This window comes from Streptomyces sp. NPDC048191, assembly GCF_040652655.1.
Classification (GTDB): domain Bacteria; phylum Actinomycetota; class Actinomycetes; order Streptomycetales; family Streptomycetaceae; genus Streptomyces.
Genome location: NZ_JBEZMO010000011.1, coordinates 16,646 through 37,551 on the forward strand (window position 1 = coordinate 16,646; position 20,906 = coordinate 37,551).

The 20,906-nt window shown below is 72.5% G+C and carries 18 protein-coding genes and 2 pseudogenes; 10 read left to right on the forward strand and 10 right to left on the reverse strand.

The window, feature by feature from the left end; genetic code table 11:
• Window positions 1–32: 32 nt before the first annotated feature.
• A complete protein-coding gene (locus tag AB0D93_RS19480; RefSeq protein WP_362120877.1) occupies window positions 33–791 on the forward strand; it encodes an SDR family oxidoreductase in 759 nt (252 codons plus the stop codon).
• 64 nt (window positions 792–855) lie between these two features.
• Here AB0D93_RS19480 and AB0D93_RS19485 read toward each other — a convergent pair whose 3' ends face one another.
• Entirely contained in the window at window positions 856–1,641 is a 786-nt protein-coding gene (locus AB0D93_RS19485) for an SDR family NAD(P)-dependent oxidoreductase (protein ID WP_362120879.1), read from the reverse strand.
• Between the two features lie 160 nt (window positions 1,642–1,801).
• On the opposite strand from AB0D93_RS19485, the gene AB0D93_RS19490 reads away from it, so the two are divergent.
• A complete protein-coding gene (locus AB0D93_RS19490) occupies window positions 1,802–2,512 on the forward strand; it encodes a TetR family transcriptional regulator (RefSeq protein WP_362120881.1) in 711 nt (236 codons plus the stop codon).
• Between the two features lie 206 nt (window positions 2,513–2,718).
• Complete coding sequence (locus AB0D93_RS19495) at window positions 2,719–4,170, forward strand: WGR domain-containing protein (RefSeq protein ID WP_362120883.1); 1,452 nt, start codon at window positions 2,719–2,721, stop codon at window positions 4,168–4,170.
• Window positions 4,171–4,269: 99 nt separating this feature from the next.
• Here AB0D93_RS19495 and AB0D93_RS19500 read toward each other — a convergent pair whose 3' ends face one another.
• Together AB0D93_RS19500 and AB0D93_RS19505 are read right to left on the reverse strand one after the other, a co-directional pair.
• Window positions 4,270–5,853: a glycerol-3-phosphate dehydrogenase/oxidase gene (locus tag AB0D93_RS19500; protein ID WP_362120885.1), complete on the reverse strand. Its 1,584-nt coding sequence runs from the start codon at window positions 5,851–5,853 to the stop codon at window positions 4,270–4,272.
• A complete protein-coding gene (locus AB0D93_RS19505) occupies window positions 5,850–6,449 on the reverse strand; it encodes a TetR/AcrR family transcriptional regulator (protein WP_362120887.1) in 600 nt (199 codons plus the stop codon). The genes AB0D93_RS19500 and AB0D93_RS19505 overlap by 4 nt, the downstream gene beginning before the upstream one ends.
• A gap of 113 nt (window positions 6,450–6,562) precedes the next feature.
• On the opposite strand from AB0D93_RS19505, the gene AB0D93_RS19510 reads away from it, so the two are divergent.
• The 3 genes from AB0D93_RS19510 to AB0D93_RS19520 all read left to right on the forward strand — a co-directional run bounded on the left by AB0D93_RS19510 (window position 6,563) and on the right by AB0D93_RS19520 (window position 9,607).
• Complete coding sequence (locus tag AB0D93_RS19510; protein WP_362120889.1) at window positions 6,563–8,155, forward strand: FAD-binding oxidoreductase; 1,593 nt, start codon at window positions 6,563–6,565, stop codon at window positions 8,153–8,155.
• 33 nt (window positions 8,156–8,188) lie between these two features.
• Window positions 8,189–9,070: a diacylglycerol kinase family protein gene (locus AB0D93_RS19515; RefSeq protein ID WP_362120891.1), complete on the forward strand. Its 882-nt coding sequence runs from the start codon at window positions 8,189–8,191 to the stop codon at window positions 9,068–9,070.
• Between the two features lie 159 nt (window positions 9,071–9,229).
• Complete coding sequence (locus AB0D93_RS19520) at window positions 9,230–9,607, forward strand: NUDIX domain-containing protein (RefSeq protein WP_362120893.1); 378 nt, start codon at window positions 9,230–9,232, stop codon at window positions 9,605–9,607.
• A gap of 18 nt (window positions 9,608–9,625) precedes the next feature.
• Here the strand turns inward: AB0D93_RS19520 and AB0D93_RS19525 are convergent, their stop codons facing one another.
• Together AB0D93_RS19525 and AB0D93_RS19530 are read right to left on the reverse strand one after the other, a co-directional pair.
• Window positions 9,626–9,997 carry a hotdog domain-containing protein gene (locus AB0D93_RS19525; protein ID WP_362120895.1) on the reverse strand — a complete coding sequence of 124 codons (372 nt, stop codon included), beginning with the start codon at window positions 9,995–9,997 and terminating at the stop codon, window positions 9,626–9,628.
• Between the two features lie 99 nt (window positions 9,998–10,096).
• A pseudogene (locus AB0D93_RS19530) lies at window positions 10,097–10,568 on the reverse strand (molybdopterin molybdenumtransferase MoeA); the annotation flags it as partial.
• A 147-nt stretch (window positions 10,569–10,715) separates the two neighbouring features.
• Between AB0D93_RS19530 and AB0D93_RS19535 the strand changes: the two are divergent.
• Both AB0D93_RS19535 and AB0D93_RS19540 read left to right on the forward strand, forming a co-directional pair.
• A complete protein-coding gene (locus AB0D93_RS19535) occupies window positions 10,716–11,672 on the forward strand; it encodes a Dyp-type peroxidase (RefSeq protein WP_362120897.1) in 957 nt (318 codons plus the stop codon).
• A gap of 157 nt (window positions 11,673–11,829) precedes the next feature.
• A complete protein-coding gene (locus tag AB0D93_RS19540) occupies window positions 11,830–14,358 on the forward strand; it encodes an ATP-dependent Clp protease ATP-binding subunit (protein WP_362120900.1) in 2,529 nt (842 codons plus the stop codon).
• A 22-nt stretch (window positions 14,359–14,380) separates the two neighbouring features.
• Here AB0D93_RS19540 and AB0D93_RS19545 read toward each other — a convergent pair whose 3' ends face one another.
• On the reverse strand, window positions 14,381–14,911 hold the full coding sequence (locus AB0D93_RS19545) for a GreA/GreB family elongation factor (RefSeq protein WP_362120902.1): 531 nt from the start codon (window positions 14,909–14,911) through the stop codon (window positions 14,381–14,383).
• Between the two features lie 390 nt (window positions 14,912–15,301).
• Here AB0D93_RS19545 and AB0D93_RS19550 point away from each other — a divergent pair, with 390 nt between their 5' ends.
• Window positions 15,302–16,726: an NAD(P)/FAD-dependent oxidoreductase gene (locus AB0D93_RS19550; protein WP_362120904.1), complete on the forward strand. Its 1,425-nt coding sequence runs from the start codon at window positions 15,302–15,304 to the stop codon at window positions 16,724–16,726.
• 193 nt (window positions 16,727–16,919) lie between these two features.
• Here AB0D93_RS19550 and AB0D93_RS19555 read toward each other — a convergent pair.
• From AB0D93_RS19555 to AB0D93_RS19570, 4 genes and pseudogenes are all read right to left on the reverse strand, one after another.
• Window positions 16,920–17,198 (reverse strand): annotated as a pseudogene (locus tag AB0D93_RS19555) (MerR family DNA-binding protein); the annotation flags it as partial.
• Between the two features lie 103 nt (window positions 17,199–17,301).
• Window positions 17,302–17,907: a YdeI/OmpD-associated family protein gene (locus tag AB0D93_RS19560; RefSeq protein ID WP_362120906.1), complete on the reverse strand. Its 606-nt coding sequence runs from the start codon at window positions 17,905–17,907 to the stop codon at window positions 17,302–17,304.
• Between the two features lie 176 nt (window positions 17,908–18,083).
• Window positions 18,084–18,833, reverse strand: coding sequence for an SDR family oxidoreductase (locus tag AB0D93_RS19565; protein WP_362120908.1), 750 nt, complete (start codon window positions 18,831–18,833; stop codon window positions 18,084–18,086).
• A 425-nt stretch (window positions 18,834–19,258) separates the two neighbouring features.
• Window positions 19,259–20,230 carry an alpha/beta hydrolase gene (locus AB0D93_RS19570; RefSeq protein WP_362120910.1) on the reverse strand — a complete coding sequence of 324 codons (972 nt, stop codon included), beginning with the start codon at window positions 20,228–20,230 and terminating at the stop codon, window positions 19,259–19,261.
• A gap of 201 nt (window positions 20,231–20,431) precedes the next feature.
• Between AB0D93_RS19570 and AB0D93_RS19575 the strand changes: the two genes are divergently transcribed.
• The gene (locus tag AB0D93_RS19575; RefSeq protein ID WP_362120912.1) at window positions 20,432–20,602 is read left to right on the forward strand and encodes a hypothetical protein; all 171 of its coding nucleotides are present in this window, start codon (window positions 20,432–20,434) and stop codon (window positions 20,600–20,602) included.
• Window positions 20,603–20,906 lie beyond the last annotated feature (304 nt).

Genomic DNA, 20,906 nt, shown 5'->3' on the forward strand with positions numbered 1-20,906 from the left:
TGCCGCCCTGTCCCTGGGGCTGAGGAGGACTCATGTGTGCCGAGCCGTCCGCTGTGCACGGCAGCCGTGCACCGGCCCTGCCCGGACAGACCGTCGTGGTCATCGGCGGCAGCGCCGGCATCGGGCTGGCGACCGCCAGGCACGCCCGCGCCGAGGGCGCCACGGTGATCCTGACCGGGCGGAACCCCGAACGGCTGCGGACCGCGGCCGCACAGGCCGAAGCGAGCACCACCGCCGCCTTCGATGCCAACGATCCGGCGCAACTGCAGCGGTTCTTCGAGGAGTTGCCCGGACCGGTCGACCATGTGCTGGTCACGGCCGGGCACCCGACCTACGGACGCCTGCTGGACATGGACCCGGAACAGGCTAGCCGGGCGATCGGCGGGCACATGGTGCTCGCCCTCGACGTCGCGCGGCACGCCGTCGGCACCGTGCGACCGGGCGGCACGCTGCTGTTCGTGGGCGGCACAGGCGCCCGACGGGTGCGCGCCGGCCTCGGCGTCGCGCCCGCGGCCACGGCGGCGATGCCCGTGCTCATCGCCGGCCTCGCGCTCGAACTGGCGCCCGTCCGGGTCAACCTGATCGCTGCGGGGTTCGTGGACACGCCGTTGTCGTCCAGGCTCCTCGGCGAAGGACTCGAGGCCCGGCGCGAGGAACTGCGTGCCACGCTGCCCATCGGCCGCGTCGTCGTACCGGCCGACGTCGCGGCCCTCGCCGTGCACATCATGACCAACACGGCGCTCACCGGCGCGACCTACGACATCGACGGTGGCCAGCAACTCGTCGGCTGAGAGCGGACGCGCGGCGGGCGGACGCGGCACGCCCGCGGGCCGCACCTGAAGGCCGCTCGCCGCGTCAGAAGTGCGTGCCGCCGTCGATGCGGATCTCCGTGCCGGTGACGAACCTCCCGTCCTCCGAGGCGAGCATGGCGACGACGGACGCCACCGTCTCGGGCCCCGCGAAGCCCTGCCCCACCGCCGGGAGGAGCTTGGCGAACAGGGTCAGGTCGGCGTCCTCGGGCAGCCCCGGTCCGGCACTCTGCCCGCTGACGCCACTGCCGTCGGTCATCCCGGAGGAGATGGAGCCGGGCTGGACGGCGGTGAAGCGGATGCCCTGCCGGGCGTACTCGGCGGCGAGGGCGTGCGTCATCGACTGGACGCCGCCCTTGCTCGCCGCGTACGCCGCCATGTAGGGGTGCGCGAACTGCGCCGAGGTGGAGCTGAAGTTGACGACCGCCGCGTCCCGTCCGGCGAGCAGCGCCGGTATGGACTCGCGGATGACGAGGAAGGTGCCGACCAGGTTGACCTGCAGGACGCGGGTGAAGTCCTGGAGGCTCGTCTCGTGGGTGTGCGCGGAGCGCAGGATCCCGGCCGCGTTGACCAGCACGTCCAGACCACCGAGCGTGGCGACGGCGGCGGCGACCCCCTCGCGTACCGAGGTCTCGTCGGCGATGTCGATGACGGTCGTGGTGAGATGGTCCGCGTGTGCCCCGGCCTTCTCCACGGTGTCCTGCAGGCCCCGCTCGCTCACGTCCGCGGCCACGACGGTGCCGCCCTCGGCGAGGAGGCGCAGCACGGTGGCCTGGCCGATGCCCGAGCCGCCGCCGGTGATCAGCGCGCGGCGGCCTTCGTAGCGGTTCATGTCTTCTCCTGCCCGTCCCGCCGGTGCGCGGCGGTGCCTTCACGGTGCCGGCTGCCTTGCCCGCCGACACCTCCATGCTCAACACATTACGCCTAAGTGGCACGATTTGCCATCAGGTCATTGCGTGCCAAGCGGGGCTGCCGGGCCGTACCCTTCTGGAGTGAGCACCAAGCCGCCCTCCTCCCTGACCGAGCGCCGCAAGGCCGCCACCCAGCTCGAGATCGCGCACGCGGCGGCCGAGCTGTTCGCCACGCAGGGACCGCACGCGACCACGGCCGAGGAGATCGCCCGGGACGCGGGGGTCGCGCTGCGCACCTTTTATCGCTACTTCCGCTCCAAGCAGGACGCGGTGAGCCCGCTGCTCGCCGCCGGAGCCGACCGGTGGCGAGCCCTCCTGGAGACGGCGGAGCCGGGCGCCGACCTGTCCCGGGTGCTGGAGAGCGCGGTGGAGCGGTCCCTGGCGGCACCGGACGCGACGGCCGCCCAGGCACTGCTGCGGACCCGGGGGCTGCTGCGGGCCGCGGCCGACGATCCCGCGTTGCGCGCGGTCTGGTACCGCGTCAACCAGGAGTCCGAGGAACGGCTCGTCCCGGTCGTCGCCCGCCTCGCGGACGGGCACCTCCAGGCCCTCCAGGTGCGGCTGGTGGCGGCCGCGGCCACGGACGCGATCCGGATCGCGCTGGAGACCTGGGCCGACACCGAAGCCGGCGTCACCGGCGAGGACTCCCCGGCCGCCCTGGCGGTCGAGTGCCTACGTCAACTGGTGGGCGGCATGGACTTGTTGAGGCCCGACGCCGGCGGCGAGGCCCATGCGGCAGATGTCCGCCAGGGCCACTCGCGAGGATCTCACCCCGTGTCGGACTCCAGCTGACCGTGCCGCGCAGCCGTTCCCCGCGGAGGTGATGCCCCGAGGCCGGGCCTCGGCGTCGTCGGTGCGCACCGCCTCCACCGCCCCGTCATCCGCCGCCGGAGCACTGCCGTCGCCGGCCACGGCCCGTTGTCAGTGGTCGCCCTTACGGTTTGACCAGTGAGGACCTGCCGGAACGGCCGCGGGTCCATCCTGGGGAGGGATCTGCCATGACCACGGCGTCCGCGGTGTCGACGACGTATCTTGAGCTGTCACAGGAGGGCGGCGGCGCCCACAAGTTCTACGAGGTGACCGTCGACGGCTCGGTGGTGACGGTGCGTTACGGCAGGATCGGCGCCGCCGGGCAGGTGCAGACGACGACCTTCCCGTCCGCCGAGAAGGCGACGGCGGCCGCCGCGAAGAAGGTGGGGGAGAAGGTCCGCAAGGGTTATGCGCCGGCCGTCCAAGGGCAGCGTGCACCACGCCCGGTGACCCGCCGTCAGGTCAGTTCCGCCCCCTCCACCGCGCGGGCGGTGGCGCCCGTGCTGTGGCGCTTCCGCACCGGCTCGGCCGCGTTCGGCATCCATGTCGACGACGAGCACTGCTGGGTGGGCAACCAGTCCGGTGACGTCTACACCCTGGGCCACGACGGTGCGGTCCTCGCCCGGTTCGGCCTGCCGGACGGCGTGAAGTGCCTGGTCTCCGACGACTTCTGGATCTACGCGGGCTGCGACGACGGCAAGGTCTACGACCTCTCCTCCAAGCTGCCGTTCGCCGCCTACGACATCGCCGCCGACGTCGACATCTTCTGGCTGGACATCCACGAGGGCGTCCTGAACGTCTCGGACCGCGCGGGCCGCCTCACCGTCATCGACCACGAGGACGAACACCAGTGGTCCCGCCGCAGCCAGGGCGAACACGCCTGGATGGTCCGCGCCGACGACCGGGCCGTCTACCACGGCCATCACCGGGGCGTGACGGCCTACGCCCCCGACGGCGGCGGCGAGTTGTGGCACACGGCGACCAAGGGCAGCGTGCTCTTCGGCTGGCAGGAGGCCGACGCCGTCTACGCGGGCACCGGGCACCGCGTGGTCCAGCGGCTGTCGAAGGCGACCGGCGCGATCGAGGCGACGTACGTCTGCGACAGCGCGGTCTACTCGTGCGCTACCTCCCCGGGCGGCCGGTTCGTCTTCGCCGGTGACGCCGCCTCGTCCGTCTACTGCTTCGACCAGCACGGCACCCGCCTGTGGAAGCTCGGCACGGGCGGCGGTTCGGCACTGTCGATGCAGTACCACGACGAACGGCTGTACCTGGTGACCACCGACGGCTCACTGGTGTGCGTCGACGCGAGTGAGACGGCTATCGCCGCGGCCCAGCAGGGCACGGTGCCGGTGGCACGGGACGTCAAGCTCGCCGCCGCCCTGCCGACCTACGCACCCGCCACCGCGGCCGCCGCGGTCACCACCGTCGACCGGGCTCCCGCCGGAGCCGTCGTGGTCGAGTGCGTGCGGGAGAGCGGCCGGCTCCGGGTGCACGTGGTGTCCGAGGGGTACGACGCCTCCTGGAACGTACAGTTCCCGCGCGCGATACGGGAGCCGGGCGCCCGCTACGTCGTGGACGCCCTGCACCCTGCGGCGGGCGGCTTCTACCGTGTCCGCGGCGACATCCGACGCCTGCTGTGACGCTCCCGCTCACCTTCGCCGTCGCCAGGTCCGGCCTGCCGGTACCCCGAGCCGCACGCCCGTGGTCTCGCCGAGCCTCACCCGGCCGGTCGGGGCACCTCAGCGCCGTACGCTCGCCGCATCCGCCAGCACCTCCCGTGCCACGGCGACCGCCGCGGCGCGGTCCTCCGGCACCAGGCCGATGCGGGTACGCCGGTCCAGGAGGTCGGACTCGTCCAGGGCGCCCTCATGCCGGACCGCCCACAGCAGTTCGGCACGGGTGACCGGATGGCCGGGCAGCACCGGCTCCGCCAGGGCCGGATCCTGCGCCGCGAGAGCGTGGACGGCCTCCGCCTCGGTGCCGTGGCGGCGCACCAGATGCCGGGGCGCGGACAGGGTGCGCAGCCGGGCGGGGGAGGCGGCGCCGACCAGCGGGAGGGTGGCGGTGGGGGAGGGACCGGCCGGGAGCCCCCGGGCGGCGATCGCCGCGTCCACGGCGTCCTGCGCCATCCGCCGATAGGTGGTGAGCTTGCCGCCGACGATGGTCGTGACGCCGTCGGCGGACGTCAGCACCGCGTGCCGGCGGGAGATGTCGGAGGTGCGGGTGGATGCGCCGTCGCGGCCGTCGTGTTCGGACGTGTCCAGCAGGGGGCGCAGTCCGGCGAAGGCGCCGACGACCTCCTCCCGGGCCACCGGTGCGTCCAGCACGGATCCGAGGACGTCCAGCAGGAAGCCGATGTCGGTCTCGGGCACGTCCGGAACGTCCGGGATCCCGCCCTCGACCGGCTCGTCGGTGAGACCGACGTACACCCGGCCGTCGCCCTGGGGCAGGACCAGCACGAAGCGGTTGGTCTCGCCGGGGATCGGGATGTGCAGGCCGGCCGGCAGGGTGCCGAGCCGCTCCGAGCGCAGGACCAGGTGGGTTCCGCGGGAGGGCCGGATCCGGATGCCCTCGACGAGGCCGCCCGCCCACACCCCGGCGGCGTTGACGACCGCGCGGGCCCTGATCTCGCCCTCCTCGCCGGTGAGTTCGTCACGGATCCGGGCGCCGGTGCCGGTCAGCTCCAGCACCCTGACCCGGGTCAGCACCCGCGCCCCGTGCGCGGCGGCCGTCCTGGCCAGGGCGGTGACCAGCCGGGCGTCGTCGGTCACCTTGCCGTCCCAGGACAGCAGTCCGCCCCGCAGCCCGGCCTGGCGCACCGAGGGCGCCAGATGCCGGGCCTCCGTCGCCGACAGCCGGCGCGGGGCGGGCAACACCTGCCGCGGGGTCCGGGCAGCCAGCCGCAACATGTCCCCGGCCCGGAACCCGGCCCAGGCCAGCGAGGCCTGGGCCCTGGACACCAGCGGGGTGAGCGGCAGGACGAACGGCTGCGCGGCCACCAGGTGCGGGGCGGTACGGGTCATCAGCACCCCACGCTCGACCGCGCTCTCGTGCGCGACGTCGAACTGGGCCGAGGCCAGGTAGCGCAGACCGCCGTGGATGAGCTTCGAGCTCCAGCGGGAGGTGCCGTAGGCCAGGTCGTGGGCGTCCACCGCCACGACGTCGAGGCCCCGGGCCGCCGCGTCCAGCGCGGCTCCGGCCCCGGTGGCGCCGAGCCCGACGACCAGGACGTCGGCGACCCCGCCGTCCGCGGCCGCGGCCAGTTCCCGGCCACGGCGGTGTGCGCTGAGGGACGAGCCGGCGTCGGCCCTGGTGTGACTCATGGCGTGAGGGTCCTCTCCAGGAGGGTGCGCAGCTCGCCGAGGAAGGCGGCGGAGTCGAGCTCCGGATCCTCCTCGTCGGTCATGGTGCGCAGGGACAGGGTGAAGGACTGCACGGTCAACAGGAGGGCGCGGGACTGCCGTTCGACATGGCCGGGGCGTACCGACCTGTCCGCGTGGCCCGCGCGCAGTGCGTCGGCGAGCAGGGCCAGCAGCGCCTCCTGGCTCGCCCCGCGCCGGTCGAGCACATACGGCAGCAGCAGCTCCGGATCCACGTCGACGATCTTGCGGAAGAGCGGGTGGGCGCGGAAGGCCCCGACGCCCGCCACCAGGCCGTCCACGATCCGGGTGCGGGTGTCCGTGCCGTCGGTGGGCTCGGGGATCGCCCGGGTGGCCACGTCGATCCACTCACGGGTCATCAGATCGCCCACGAGGGTGCGCAGGTCCGGCCAGCGCCGGTACAGCGTCATCCGTGAGACGCCGGCGCGGCGGGCCACGTCGGCGAGCGTGGTGCGGCGGACCCCGACCGCCAGTACGCAGTCGCGCACCGCGTCGAGCACGTGATCGTTGTCCGAACCGTTGTGACGAATAGGCGTCATGTGTCACAGTGTAACGCCCCAGGGGCCCGGCGGGAGAAGACACCGTCGCCCCGGGCACGGCCGCCGGGCCGTCGCGCGAACCGAGCACACCGACCTGTGAGGACGACCGTTCAATGGACATGCTGTGGAACGGCTGGGGCGACCCGGCCAAGGCGGCACCGCTGCCCGACTCGGTGACCGCACTGCTGCGCGACCTGCTCGGCGTCAAGCCCCGCACCACCCCCGCCCTCACCCTGGAGGACGCCGCCCCGCCCGCCCCCACGGCCGGCCCCGCCGCCTTCGAGGCGCTCGCCGAGGCCGTCGGCGGCGACGAGCACGTCCGCACCGACGACGAGAGCCGCGTCCGGCACACCCGCGGCAAGTCCACCCCCGACCTGCTGCGCATCCGCGCCGGAGACTTCTCGGACGTCCCGCAGGCCGTGGTGCTGCCCGCCTCCCACGACGAGGTCCTCGCCGTACTGCGCGCCTGCGCCGCGCACGGTCTCGCCGTCGTCCCGTTCGGCGGCGGCACCTCCGTCGTCGGTGGACTCGCCCCGCAGCGCAGCGCGTTCGTCGCCCTCGACCTGCGCCGCATGAACGGCCTGCTCGACCTCGACCCCGTCTCGCGCACCGCAGTCCTCCAGCCCGGTCTGCGCGCCCCCGAGGCCGAGGCGCTGCTCGCCGAGCGGGGTTTCACCCTCGGCCACTTCCCGCAGTCCTTCGAGTGGGCCACCATCGGCGGCTTCGCCGCCGCCCGCTCCAGCGGCCAGGCGTCGGCCGGCTACGGCCGCTTCGACGAGATGGTCCTTGGCCTGACCCTCGCCACCCCCGAGGGCACCATCGAGACCGGCCGCGCCCCCCGCTCCGCCGCCGGCCCCGACCTGCGCCAGCTGATCCTCGGCTCGGAGGGCGCCTTCGGCGTCATCACCTCCGTCACCGTACGAATCCGCCCGCTGCCGCAGGTGCGCGTCTACGAGGGCTGGCGGTTCGCCTCCTTCGAGGAGGGCACCGCAGCGCTGCGCAGGCTCGCCCAGGACGGACCCCGGCCGACCGTGCTGCGCCTGTCCGACGAGACCGAGACCCTCATCGGGCTGGCCCAGCCCGACGCCATCGGCGGCGACCCGGCGCAGAACGCGGCCGGCTGCCAGGTCATCACCGGCTACGAGGGCACGCCCGAGGACACCGCACAGCGGCGCGAGCAGGCGGCGGCCGTCCTCACGGCCTGCGGCGGCACCCTCCTCGGGGCGGAACCGGGCGAACGCTGGGCCCACGGCAGGTACTCGGCGCCGTACCTGCGCGACGCCCTGCTCGACGTCGGCGCCTTCGCCGAAACCCTGGAGACCGCGGCCTTCTGGTCCCGCGTTCCCGACCTCTACAGGGCCGTGCGCACCGCGCTCACCGACACCCTCACCGAGGCCGGCACCCCACCCCTGGTGATGTGCCACATCTCGCACGTGTACGAGAACGGCGCCTCCCTGTACTTCACGGTGGTCAGCGCCCAGGGCGAGGACCCGGTGGCACACTGGGAGCCCGCCAAGCACGCGGCCAACGAGGCCGTCCTCGCGGCCGGCGGCACCATCTCCCACCACCACGGGGTCGGCACCGACCACCGCGACTGGTACGTCCGCGAGGCCGGACCGCTCGGCGTCTCCGCCCTGCGCGCCGTCAAGCGCCGCCTGGACCCCGAGGGCCTGCTCAACCCCGGCGTCCTGCTCCCCACCGACTGACCCACCCGATCCGCCTGCTTCGGAGGCACACCGATGCGACAGTTCACCGCCGTCGTCAATCCCACCGCGGGCGGCTCCACCGGAGCGGCGACTCTGCTGCACCTGGCCCGGCTGCTGCGCGAGGCCGGGGCCGAGCTGGAGACGGAGTACAGCCACAGTCTCGCGCACGCCCAGGACATCGCCCGGCGCGCCGGCGAGCGGGGGCGGATCGTCCTGGCCGTCGGCGGCGACGGCATCGCCGGCGGCATCGGCGGCGCGCTGAGCGGCACCGGAACCGTCCTCGGCCTGGTGCCCGCGGGCCGCGGCAACGACTTCGCCCGCGCCCTCAAGCTGCCGGCCGACCCCGCCGCGCTCGCCGGCATCCTGCTGCACGCCGAGCCCCGGCCGGTCGACACCATCGAGGTGGAGTCGGCCGTCCACCCCCGCACCGTGGTCCTGGGCAGCGTCTACGCCGGTGTGGACGCCGTGGCCAACCGGCACGCCAACAACGCCCGGCTGCTGCGCGGCTCCGCGTCCTACTACGCCGGCGGCCTGCGCGCCGTCACCACCTGGCGGGCAGCCGACTACCGGGTGACGGTCGACGGCGAGGAGCACACCCACCGCGGCTACACCGTCGTCGCCGCCAACTCCCCCTACTACGGCTCCGGTCGGCTGATCGCGCCCGACGCGCGCGTGGACGACGGCCTGCTGGACGTGGTGATGATCCGCGAGGCGCCGCGCAGACTCTTCTTCGCCCTCATGAACGAGCTGAGGACCGGCGAGCACGTGCGCCGCCCTGAGGTACGCGTCCTGCGCGGCCGGGAACTGCGCATCGAGGCCGACCGGCCCGTCCCCTACGGCGCCGACGGCGAGGTCGACGCCACCCTCCCGGTCACCGTGCGGGTCCGCCCCGGAGACCTTCCGATGCTGTACTGACCCGCGCCCACGACGACGCGAGGACGATGTCGGCTCCCGTCTCGGCACGCAAATTCCCAAAGCGGAGCGAGAAGTGACACGGCGTCGGTGCACGACCGGCCGGCCATGGGTAAGGGAGGAGAACCTGGCCGAGCGCGCCGGGGGAGGGTTGGGTCGGTCATGTCTCTGGAGCCCGCCGAGGGCGTGGTGCAGGCGGTCGTCCTGTACGACGGACGGCTGCTGCTCGTACAGGAGGGCGCCGGCTGGGTGTTGCCGTCGGGGACCCCGGAGCCGGCCGAGCCGGCCGAGGCCACCGCGGCCCGCGTCGTCTACGAACTCACCGGCTACCTCGTCGACGGCACCGAATCCCTGGGCGGGTACGACGGGGCACCGGCGGACGGACCGTCGGCGGTGGTGTGTCAGCTGCTGAGCGAATCCCCGTCGGACGGCGCAGGCCTCGCGCCGGAGCAGATGCGCTGGGCCCCGATACCGGAGGCCGTCGACGCCGCGCTCCCGCGGGCCGTGCGCACGTACCTCCTGGGACACCGGCCCGTGTAGAACCCGCGGGCCCGCGCGTCAGCGGTCCGCCGCCGAATCCGGTGTGTGCGCCAGGAACCGCAGGCGGTCGACGATCGCCCGGTCGATCTCACCCGTCGCGACCAGCCGCCCCGAGCCGTCGACGGCCCGCACGGCGAACGTGACCCGCCCGCCGGTGGCCCCGGTGACCGGTTCGGCACTCACCTCCACCCGGCCGCCGACCGGCGTGGCCCTCAGATGCCGGACCCGCACCTCCGTGCCGACGGTGGTCCGGCCGGACCCGATGAACGGCGCGGCGGCCCGCACTGTGGCCGCCTCCATCCACGCGATCAACCGTGGGGTGGCGAGAACGGGCACGTCACCGCTGCCCACGGACACCGCGGTGTCGGCGTCGGTCACCTCGTGGCGCATGCCCTCACGCTAGTGCCGACAGGCCCCGGCCGCCGTACGACGGCACCCGCCCCCATGCGCCGTCTCAACGCCTGTGCCCCTCGAGGCGGCCGGCCGGTGTCACCGGCCGGGCAACTCCAACACGTCCACCGTGGCACCCGCCGGCACACCGCCCTTCGGGACCACCACGATGCCGTTCGCCAGGGCCAGCCCACGCAGCATCGCCGGACCGTCGAACGGCAGCGGCGTCACCGCCTGACCCGCACCGAACACCGGCAGCAGCCGGGTGTCGTGCGGATGACCCCGCAGAGCGGAGCCGGCCACCAGCCGGAGGGGCGCGGCGTCGCGGTGCCCGCCGAGGTGGCGCAGCAGCGGCTCGGCCAGGGAGAGCATGCCCGCCACCGCGGCCCAGCGGGTTGCCGGGCTGCCCCACCAGTCGGCGCGCCCTGCCGTCGGCGGTGGCCGGCAACTCGGCCGGCAGCATCGGATGACCGGGCCGTACGGCCACGGAGTCGACGAGCAGTCGGGCACCCACCGTCCGCAGTGTCTCGTGCAGGAAGTCCACGGGGCCGGCGGCCATACTCCCCCCGGACCCCCGGACCCCCGGACCCCCGGACCCCCGGACCGTCGGACCCCCGGACCCCGGCCCCCCGGACCCGCCCCGCACACGACCTGCCGAGCCGGCACGACGGCGCCATGCTGGAACGACTTGGTTTCCCTCATGAGGAGGCTGTCTCCCATGGTTGAACCTCAGCCCGTCGTCGTCCCGCCGGCCCGGGCGGCGGTCTTCCTCGTCGTCACCATCGCGCCGGGCGGGGAGCGCGCGGTCCGCGACCTGCTCGAGGACGTCTCCGGCCTGCGGCGCTCGGTGGCCTTCCGCGCGCCCTCCGAGGAACTCAGCTGTGTCGTCGGCATCGGATCGGACGCCTGGAACCGGCTGTTCAGCGGGCCACGCCCACGGCAGCTGCATTCCTTCGTGGATCTGGTCGGCCCGCGCCATCGAGCCCTCGGCACGCCCGGAGACCTCCTCTTCCACGTCCGCTCCCGCCGCATGGACCTGTGCTTCGAACTGGCCCGGCTGCTGGCCGAGCGACTGGCGGGGGCGGCCACCGTGGTCGACGAAGTGCACGGCTTCAAGTTCTTCGACGAACGCGATCTGCTCGGCTTCGTCGACGGCAGCGAGAACCCGGAGGGAAAGGTCGCGGACGACGCCGTCTTCGTCGGGGACGAGGACCCGGACTTCGCCGGGGGCAGTTATGTGATCGTCCAGAAGTACCTGCACGACATGACGGCCTGGAACGCCCTGTCGGCGGAGGAGCAGGACAGGGTCATCGGGCGTACCAAGCTGGCCAACGTGGAACTCTCCGACGATGTGAAGCCCGCGGATTCCCATGTCGCGCTCAACACCATCACCGACGAGAACGGCGACGAACGCAAGATCGTGCGGGAGAACATGCCCTTCGGCAACATCGGCAGAGGCGAGTTCGGTACGTACTTCATCGGCTATGCGCGCACCCCCGACGTGACGGAGGAAATGCTGAGGAACATGTTCCTCGGCCGGCAGCCGGCCCGGCACGACCGGATTCTCGACTTCTCGGTGGCGGTCACGGGCTGCCTCTTCCACGTCCCCACGATCACGTTTCTCGACGACCTGCCCGCCGCTCCGGGCGACGCCGCGACGACCGGCGAATCCTGAAACACCGGCGGTCGGAGAGGCACCCGACTGTGACGCAGCGTGACCGGGAAGGGCCCGTGTGTCGTCCGTTTGCGGTGCCGTGCCCAGTGGGGTTCAGTGATTACGGACCCCGGAACAACGACCCCGCGAGTCACACGTCCCGCGCCCAGGAGCCGTCATGTCGATGTCGTTCGGTGCACCGTTCGGTTCGTCGGATCCGTTCAGCGAGCTGTTCAACCGCTTCTTCGGGATGTCACCGGCGTCATCGCCTCCGGCGGTGCAGCGGGTGCCCATCGGGCGGCTGCTGACGGAATCGTCGCAGCAACTGCTCAACCTGGCCGCACAACGGGCGGTCGAGGACGGCGCCTCCGATCTGGACACCGAGCACCTGCTGTGGGCGGCGACCAAGGTCGAGCCGTCCCGCAGACTGCTGTCGCAGGTGGGCGTCGACCCCGACACGCTGGCGGCCGAGATCGCGAAGATCCTTCCACGGGAGTCCGGTGAGCCGTCCTCGCAACCGGGCCTCACCCCCGCGGCCAAGCGCACGCTCGGTGCCGCCTACGCCCAGTCGCAGGCGGCCGGGGTCTCCTACATCGGCCCGGAACACATTCTCGGCGCACTGCTGGGTGACAGCGACACCGGCGCCGCCAAGCTGCTGCGCGCCGAGGGCATGGACACGGGGAAGCTGACGGACCTCACCGAACAGGCCGCCCGCAGCGAGGGCCTGCCCGCCGAACGGAAGGCGCCGGCCACGACGTTGGACGAGTTCGGCCGGGACCTGACCGAGGAGGCGAAGGCGGGCAAGCTTGATCCGGTGGTCGGCCGTGCGGAGGAGATCGAGCAGACGGTCGAGATCCTCTCCCGGCGGTCGAAGAACAATCCGGTGCTGATCGGTGAGCCGGGTGTGGGCAAGACGGCGATCGTGGAGGGCCTCGCGCAGCGGATCGTGGCGGGAGAGGTCCCCCACACGCTCAAGGACAAGCGGGTCGTCGCGCTGGACCTGTCGGGGATGGTGGCGGGGGCGCAGTACCGGGGCCAGTTCGAGGAGCGGCTGAAGAAGGTCATCGAGGACGTCCAGAAGGCCAAGGGCGAGATCATCCTGTTCATCGACGAACTCCACACCGTGGTCGGCGCGGGAGCGACGGGCGAGGGCTCGATGGACGCGGGCAACATGCTCAAGCCCGCCCTCGCCCGCGGTGAGCTGCACGTGGTGGGGGCCACGACGATCGACGAGTACCGCAAGTACGTGGAGAAGGACGCGGCGCTGGAGCGCCGGTTCCAGCCGGTGATGGTGCCGGAGCCGACCGTGGAGGAGACGGTGCAGATCCTTGAGGGCCTGCGCGACTCCTACGAGGCGCATCACCAGGTCAGGTTCGACGACGCCGCGTTGGTCGCGGCGGCGGAGCTGTCCGACCGCTACGTCACCGACCGCTTCCTGCCGGACAAGGCCATCGACGTGATGGACCAGGCCGGCGCACGGGTACGGCTGCGCAGTGCGGGCCGTTCCACGGAGGTGGTCAGCCGGGAGGACCGCATTGCCAAGCTGCGCCGCGAGCTCGAACAGGCCGTCTCCGTCGAGGACTTCGAGAAGGCCTCGGAGCTGAAGCGGCAGATCGCCCAGGCGGAGGGCGAACTCGCGGGCATCGAGGAGCGGCGTGAGGGCGTGGTGTCGGTGACGGCCGCGGACATCGCCGACGTCGTCTCGCGCCGTACCGGGATCCCGGTGTCGCAGCTGACGGCGAGTGAGAAGGAGAAGTTGCTCAAGCTGGAGGAGGAGATGCACGCCCGGATCGTCGGCCAGGACGAGGCCGTCACGGCCGTGTCCCAGGCGGTGCGACGCAACCGGGCCGGGATGGGCGATCCGAACCGGCCCGTGGGCTCCTTCCTCTTCCTCGGGCCCACGGGCGTGGGCAAGACGGAACTCGCCAAGACCCTCGCGGCGCTGCTGTTCGGGGACGAGGACCGCATGACCCGGTTCGACATGAGCGAGTTCCAGGAGAAGCACACCGTCGCCCGGCTCGTGGGTGCCCCTCCCGGATACGTGGGGTACGAGGAGGCGGGCCAGCTGACGGAGAAGGTGCGCCGCCAGCCGTACAGCGTGGTGCTGTTCGACGAGGTGGAGAAGGCGCACCCGGACGTCTTCAACACGCTGCTGCAGATCCTGGACGACGGCCGGCTGACCGACGCGCAGGGCCGCACGGTCGACTTCCGGCACTGCGTGATCATCATGACGTCCAACATCGGCGCGCACCGGATCCTCGATCACAAGGGCGATGTGTCGGAGCTGAAGGACGAGTTGATGGAGGACCTGCGGGGGAGGTTCCTGCCCGAGTTCCTCAACCGGATCGACGACATCATCATCTTCCACGGGCTGACCGAGGACGATCTGGGTCAGATCGTGGAGCACCTGCTGGACCAGAGCAAGCGGCGCGTCCGGGCCCAGGGCATGACCCTTGAGGTGACCGAGGCGGCGAAGAAGCTGCTCATCGCGCACGGACACCAGCCGGAGTTCGGCGCCCGTCCGCTGCGCCGCACCATCCAGGCGGAACTGGACAACCGGATCGCCACCCTGCTGCTGAGCGGCGAGGCGGAACCCGGAGACACCATCGTCGCCGACGTGCAGCACGACTCGTTGCACTGCGTGGTGCGCAAGGCGGCCGGCTCCGGCGAGCCGGCCGAGGCGGGCGCCGCGGCCACGGATCGGTGACAGCGGACGAACGGTGCGGAGCTCAGTCCTCCTCCCGGTCGGTCTCGGCCCTTTCCTCCTCGTACGGCGTCTGGGTGTCCTCCTGCTCGGGCCGCTCCCCGATCGACACCACGACCGCGCTCGACGGGCCGTCCGGTGTGTCGAAGCGGACCGCGTCACCGGCACGGCGGCCGAGCAGCGCACGGCCGAGCGGACTGTCGGCGGTGACCAGGTTCTGGTCGAGGGCTTCGGCCAGCTCGCCGATCTGCAGCGTCTCCACCGAGCCGTCGGGGAAACGGACGGTGACCGTGCTGCCCACACCCACCACATCCGTGGAGGCCGGCCCGGCCAGGTTCGCCCGGCGCAGCCGCTCGGTGATGGCCTCGATGCGGCGGTCCAGGCGGTCGAGCTGGTTGGCGCGCTGCAACTGGTCGGCCTGATCGGCCTGGTCGCCCACGTCCGTGCGGTCCCGCAGCGTGCCGTCGACGAGTCGGCGCTCGTCGCGCAGGTCGGCCAGCTCCTGCTCCAGCGCGCGGCGGGCCGCGGCACCGATCGGCTCGGGGTCACCGGTCATTCCGCCTCCACTGCTCCAGGGAAAGATATTGACAAGTCGGACATTTTTCGCATCGTATCAACGGAAACCCGAGGTCGTGCTGCCCGCATCCGAGGCGCGGGTCAGAAGCTCCGGTGGAGGTGCGATGAGTCCGGATATACCGTGTTTGCGGGTGCTCACCCGCCCCGGTTCCCCTCTTCACCAGGAGGTTTCCATGTCCTCGAAGCGACGCCGGAAGAAGAAGTCACGGCGCAACCATCCCGCCAACCACGGCAAGCGGCCCCAGTCCTGAAGGCCGGGCGGTCGCCCAAGCGACGGGGAACGTGAGCCCGTTCCCCGCCAGACTCGTCCCATGACACTGACGACGTCACCTCCCGCCTCGTCGAACGCGGTCACACCGAGGTGCACGGCATGACGTCCGCAGTCGTGGTCGGCGGCGGGCCGAACGGGCTCGTCGCCGCCGCCCTCCTCGCCAAGGCGGGGCTGCGTGTCACGCTCCTGGAGGCGGCCGACGAGGTCGGCGGAGGCACCCGCAGCCACGAGGCACTCCTGCCGGGGCTCGTGCACGACCACTGCTCGGCCATCCATCCCATGGCCGCCGGCTCCCCGGCCCTGCGCGCACTCGACCTCGAACGGCACGGACTGCGCTGGCTGTCGCCGGACATCGACTGCGTCCACCCGCTGGACGACGGCAGCGCAGGGGTACTGCTGCGGTCCGTGGCGGACACCGCGCACATGCTGGGACCCGACGGTGACCGGTACCGCGCTCTCGTGACCTTCCCGGTACGGCACTGGGACGCCCTTGCCCACGAGGTGCTGGGCCCCCTGCTGCGCATTCCCGCGCACCCGTTGCTGCTCGCGCGCTTCGGCCTGCCCACCACCCTTCCGGCGACCGTCCTCGCCCGCCTCTTCACCACCACGCGGGCGCGGGCCCTGTGGGCGGGCGTCGCGGCGCACGCCTTCCGCCCGCTGTCGCGCCCGTTCACCTCCGCGATCGGGCTCGGCATCCTCACCGCGGGACACTCCACCGGCTGGGCCGTGGCCGAAGGCGGCTCACAGTCCATCGCGCGCAGCACGGAACGCGTACTGCGCCTGTACGGCGGCACCGTCCACACCGGCGTCCGCGTCACCGACCACCGGCAGCTCCCGCCCGCCGACGTGACCCTGCTGGACCTCGACCCCGGCCAGGTCGCCGCGCTCTACGGCGACCGCCTCCCGGCCCGGGTGCGAGGCGCCTACCAGCGGTTCCGGCGCGCACCCGCCGTCTTCAAGCTCGACCTGGCCGTCGAGGGCGGTGTGCCCTGGACGAACGAGCACGCACGGAGGGCGGGTACGGCGCACCTCGGCGGCCCGCTCACGGAGGTGGCCCGCGCGGAAAGCGACGTGGTGGCCGGACGCATGCCCGAGCGCCCCTTCGTCCTGGTCGGCCAGCAGTACCTGGCCGACCCCTCCCGTTCGGTGGGCGACGTCCACCCCGTGTACACCTACGCGCACGTCCCGTACGGCTACGACGGCGACGCGAGCGAAGCGATACTCCGTCAGCTGGAACGGTTCGCCCCCGGCGTCCGGGACCGCGTGGTGGGCCGCCGGGCCACCCCGCCCGCCTCCTTCGCCGCCGCCAACCCGAACTTCGCCGGCGGCGACATCATCACCGGAGCCAAGACGACTCCTCAGCTCCTCCTGGGATCCCGCCCGACCGTCGAGCCGTACGCGACCGGCCTGCCGGGCGTGTTCCTGTGCTCGGCAGCGACCCCGCCGGGCCCCGGCGCACACGGCATGTGCGGTGCCGGAGCCGCGGCGGCCGCACTGCGTCACCTCGGCGTCGGGTCCCGGTAGACCAGCCGCCCTCCGACGTTCCCGGACACCGCGCAGGTGGTACGTCGATCGCACCACCGCGGCCGGTGGACGGCGAAGTGAACCCCCTTCACGGGTAGGGCCAGGTCCAGCGCCGGCTGAAGACGTACGGGGGTTGCACCGGCCGGATCGACGGCATCACCGGCGCGGCTCCCGACGCGCAGCCGCCGCCTACGCGACGGGCGTCCGAGTAAAAGTCGATCTTGGCGTCCAGTACGGTGAGGGTGTCGTGCAACTCCGCGATGCACGTGAGGACTTCGCGCCGTGTCTGCTCCAGCATCCGCTGCCGTTCCCCGTAGGTCTTGGCTCCCTGGCGGAGCAGTTCGGCGTAGCGCGCCATCTCGGCGACCGGCATCCCGGTCAGCCGCAGCTTGGTCACACAGGCGAGCCACTCCAGATCCTCGTTGCCGAACCGGCGTTGACTCGCGTGCGAGCGCTCCACCTGGCCCATCAGGCTTCGATCACCGTCATGCGGAGCACGCTAGATCGTTCAAGTGCGCTTCAAGCAAGTGCCTTCGGCGCGGGGCGTTCCTGAGCGGCAGGCCCCGGCACGGAGATCAGGGATAGATCTTCTGGTGCGCGGCGAGCATGGCGACGAACTTCTCGATGCGCGCCGCCCGGGTCTGCGGCCTCTTGGCGTCCTGGATCCGGTAGAGGACGGCGAACCGGTTGCGGCTGTCGAGGGTGGAGAAGAAGTCCCGCGCCGGGGGCACGGCCTCCAGGGCCGCCTGGAGATCGTCGGGCACCGTGGCCGCGCTCTGACCCGTGTACGCCGCCTCCCAGCGGCCGTCCGCCTCGGCCTTCTGCACTTCCCGGAGCCCGGCCGGTCGCATGCGGCCCTGCTCCATGAGGTCGATGGCCTTCTGCCGGTTCACCTGCGACCACTTGCTGCCCTGCCGGCGCGGGGTGAAGCGCTGCAACCAGTACCGGTCGTCCAGCTTCTTCTTCTGCCCGTCGATCCAGCCGAAGCAGAGCGCCGACTCCAGCGCTCGCGCGTAGTCGATGCCGTCGATTCCGGAGCCCGCCTTCGGGATCTTCAGCCAGACGGCGCGCACCTCCGCGTGGTGCTCGTCCAGCCATGCCTCCCATGCCTCCGGCGTGGCGAAGGAGAGGATCGGATCGGCCCCGCTCCCTGTTGCGTCCGTCCGTGCTCCGCCCGACATGCGCCACATCAAAGCCCACCCCGTTGGTGCGGTCAATCAGGACGCCCTTCGGCGTTGTCTCTACGGCGCGCGAGTCGTCTCCGAAGGCCCGGCGCATCCGCCGCCGGACGCTTACGTCCCCGCCCCCGGCCCCACCGACGCGCGGTCGGGCCGGGAGCGCGAGGGGCACCATTCGCTCACGCCGCGTAGCCGCCGTCCACGGACAGCTCAGCGCCCGTCACGTACACCGTCTCCGGTCCCGCCAGGTAGGCCACGGCCGACGCCACCTCCTCGGCCGTGCCGAACCGGCCGAGGGCGGTCATGGCCGCCTGGCCGGACGCGAAGGGGCCGTCCGCCGGGTTCATGTCGGTGTCGATCGGGCCCGGATGCACGACGTTCGCCGTGATCCCGCGCCCGCCCAGTTCGCGGGCCAGCGCCTTCGTCAGACCGACGACGGCCGACTTGCTCATCGCGTACAGCGTGGCGCCAGGCCCGGGCGTGTGGTGGGTGACGCAACTGCCGACGGTGATGATCCGGCCGCCCGGCACCATGACCGCGGCGGCAGCCTGGGCGGCCAGGAACACCCCGCGCACGTTCACGGAGATCAGCCGGTCGACATCGGCGCGCGAGAGGCTCTCCAGGGGCTGCATCAGCCCGACGGCCGCGTTGTTCACGAGGACGTCCAGCCCTCCGAGGGCGTCGGCCGCACGGCTCACCGCGCCCGCCGCCTCCTCCGCGTCGGCGGCATCGGCACGCAGGGCGACCGCCCGCCGCCCGAGCGCCTCCACGGCCCGCACCACATCCGCCGCCGCCTCCTTTCCGTGCACATAGGTCAGCGCCACATCCGCGCCCTCCCGCGCCAGCCGCAGTGCCGTCGCCGCGCCGATGCCCCGGCTGCCGCCGGTGACCAGGGCCTTCCTACCGTCAAGAGCTGCCTGTGAAGTCATGTGTCCATCCCACCGGCGAGGCATGGGGAACGCTGGCGGCGAACGGACCTCGACCTGGCGTCCGGAGCGCGGGACACCTGCCGCGCGCCGCGGCCTCGGGGCGGCGCAGCAGTGGACACCGCGGCGTTCGTGCGGGACGGGCAGTGCTGCCGGGGCTGCGGGCGCGCCCGTGGCCGGCTGACCGTCGCCGTCCCGTCAACCGCGTTGTCGGTGGCGGGTCGTCCACGCACGTGGTGGACGTGTCCTCGCCGACCCGCGGGTCCCGCGCCGGACCGTCGGCCGCGCCCCCGCCCGAAAGCCCGCCCTTCGTGGCGCCGAGGCCGGCCCGGGACACGGTGATCCTGCCCATTCCCGTGTCCGAGCCGACCGCACAGGTCGTGGGGCCCACGGCCGCTCGTAGCGGGCGGACGCCGGTGCCCGTGGCCTCAGCCGGTGTGCAATGCCGTACGGAGGGTGTGGGTGGCGAGGTCGATCGCGGCTTCGGCGGCGTGGGTGCCGCGCAGGGCGTTGAGCATCACGAAGTCGTGGATGATGCCCTGGAAGCGTACGGCGGTGACCGGGACACCGGCCTCACGGAGTTTGCTGGCGTAGGCCTCGCCCTCGTCGCGCAGGACGTCGGCCTCGCCGGTGACGACCAGGGCCGGGGGCAGACCGGCGAGTTGTGCGGTGGTGGCACGCAGCGGGGAGGCGGTGATCCGGGCGCGTTCGTCCTCGTCGGTGGTGTACTGGTCCCAGAACCACTGCATGGCGTCGCGGCGCAGGAAGTAGCCGGTGGCGAACCGGCGGTAGGACGGCGTGTCGAAGTTCGCGTCGGTGACCGGGTAGAAGAGCACCTGCTGCGCCAGCGCGGGTCCGCCGCGTTCCTTGGCCATGAGCGTGAGCGCCGCGGCCATGTTGCCGCCGACGGAATCACCGGCCACGGCCAGTCGCGCACCGTCCAGGCCCTTGGTGGCGCCCTGTTCCACCACCCATCGCGCGACCGTGTAGCTCTGTTCGAGGGCGACTGGGTAGTGGGCCTCCGGGGAGAGGTCGTACTCGGGAAAGACGACCGCGGCGTCCGCGCCGACGGCGAGTTCCCGCACGAGACGGTCGTGGGTGTGGGCGTCACCGAAGACCCAGCCCGCACCGTGGACGTAGAGGATCACGGGGAGGGTCTCCTCGGCTCCGGCGGGCTTGACGATGCGGGCCTGGACGCTGCCCGTCGGACCGCTGGAGACGGTGATCCACTCCTCGTCGACGGCGGGCTTCTTGATGGGGCCGCACTGCAGTTCGTCGAGTGCCTTACGGCCCTCCTCCGGGGTCAGGTCGAAGGGGTGGGGCGGGTTGGCGGTCGCCTCCACGAAGGCCTGTGCGGCGGGCTCCAGGACCGGACGGACGGGTTCCACGGCATCGGACATGGGATCTCCTCGTATGCACTGGGGTCGGAGGATCCGGCGGAGACGGGCCGGACATTCACCCAGGTGTTCCGGCGCCACTGAACGCCACCGTCCGTCCGCCGGGCGCAGGGAAACGGCCCCAGGCGTGCTGCCGGCGGTCTTTCCACAGTGCACGGTTTCGCCCCGTTTCGCATGCGGTGCGGCGCCGGTGATCGACGGCAGGTGATGGAGACGGTGTGCCTGCCGTCGGTGGGCGAACGCATCCTCGGCGGAGCGGTGTGCGGCGCGCTGCCGCTGTCCTGTGCTGCCGTCTCCGCCCTGGTGGCCAACGCCGTGGTGGCACGGTTCCCACGGTGCACCGGTCCCGACACGATCATCTGGCCGGCGCCCTGATCCAGGCCGGAGCACTCGCCTGGCGGCAACAGGCCGCCCTGCCGCGCTCGTCCTGTCCCTGCCGCTGGCCGGAATCGGCGAAGGGCCGCAACGCACGCCGTGTTCCGCAACGCATACACACCCTGGTCGCGGTGCGCCACCGTGAGGCCACGGACCGCCTGCGTCGGGCCAGATCTTCACCGCCGGCGTCAGCCTGAAGATCACCGGTTTCGCGTCGGGCGGAGGGCCGGACAAGTGTCGGATGATACGTGTAAACCATAACGATCTCGTCCGAACTCTTGTGCGCCCGTCGATTCCCCTTAGC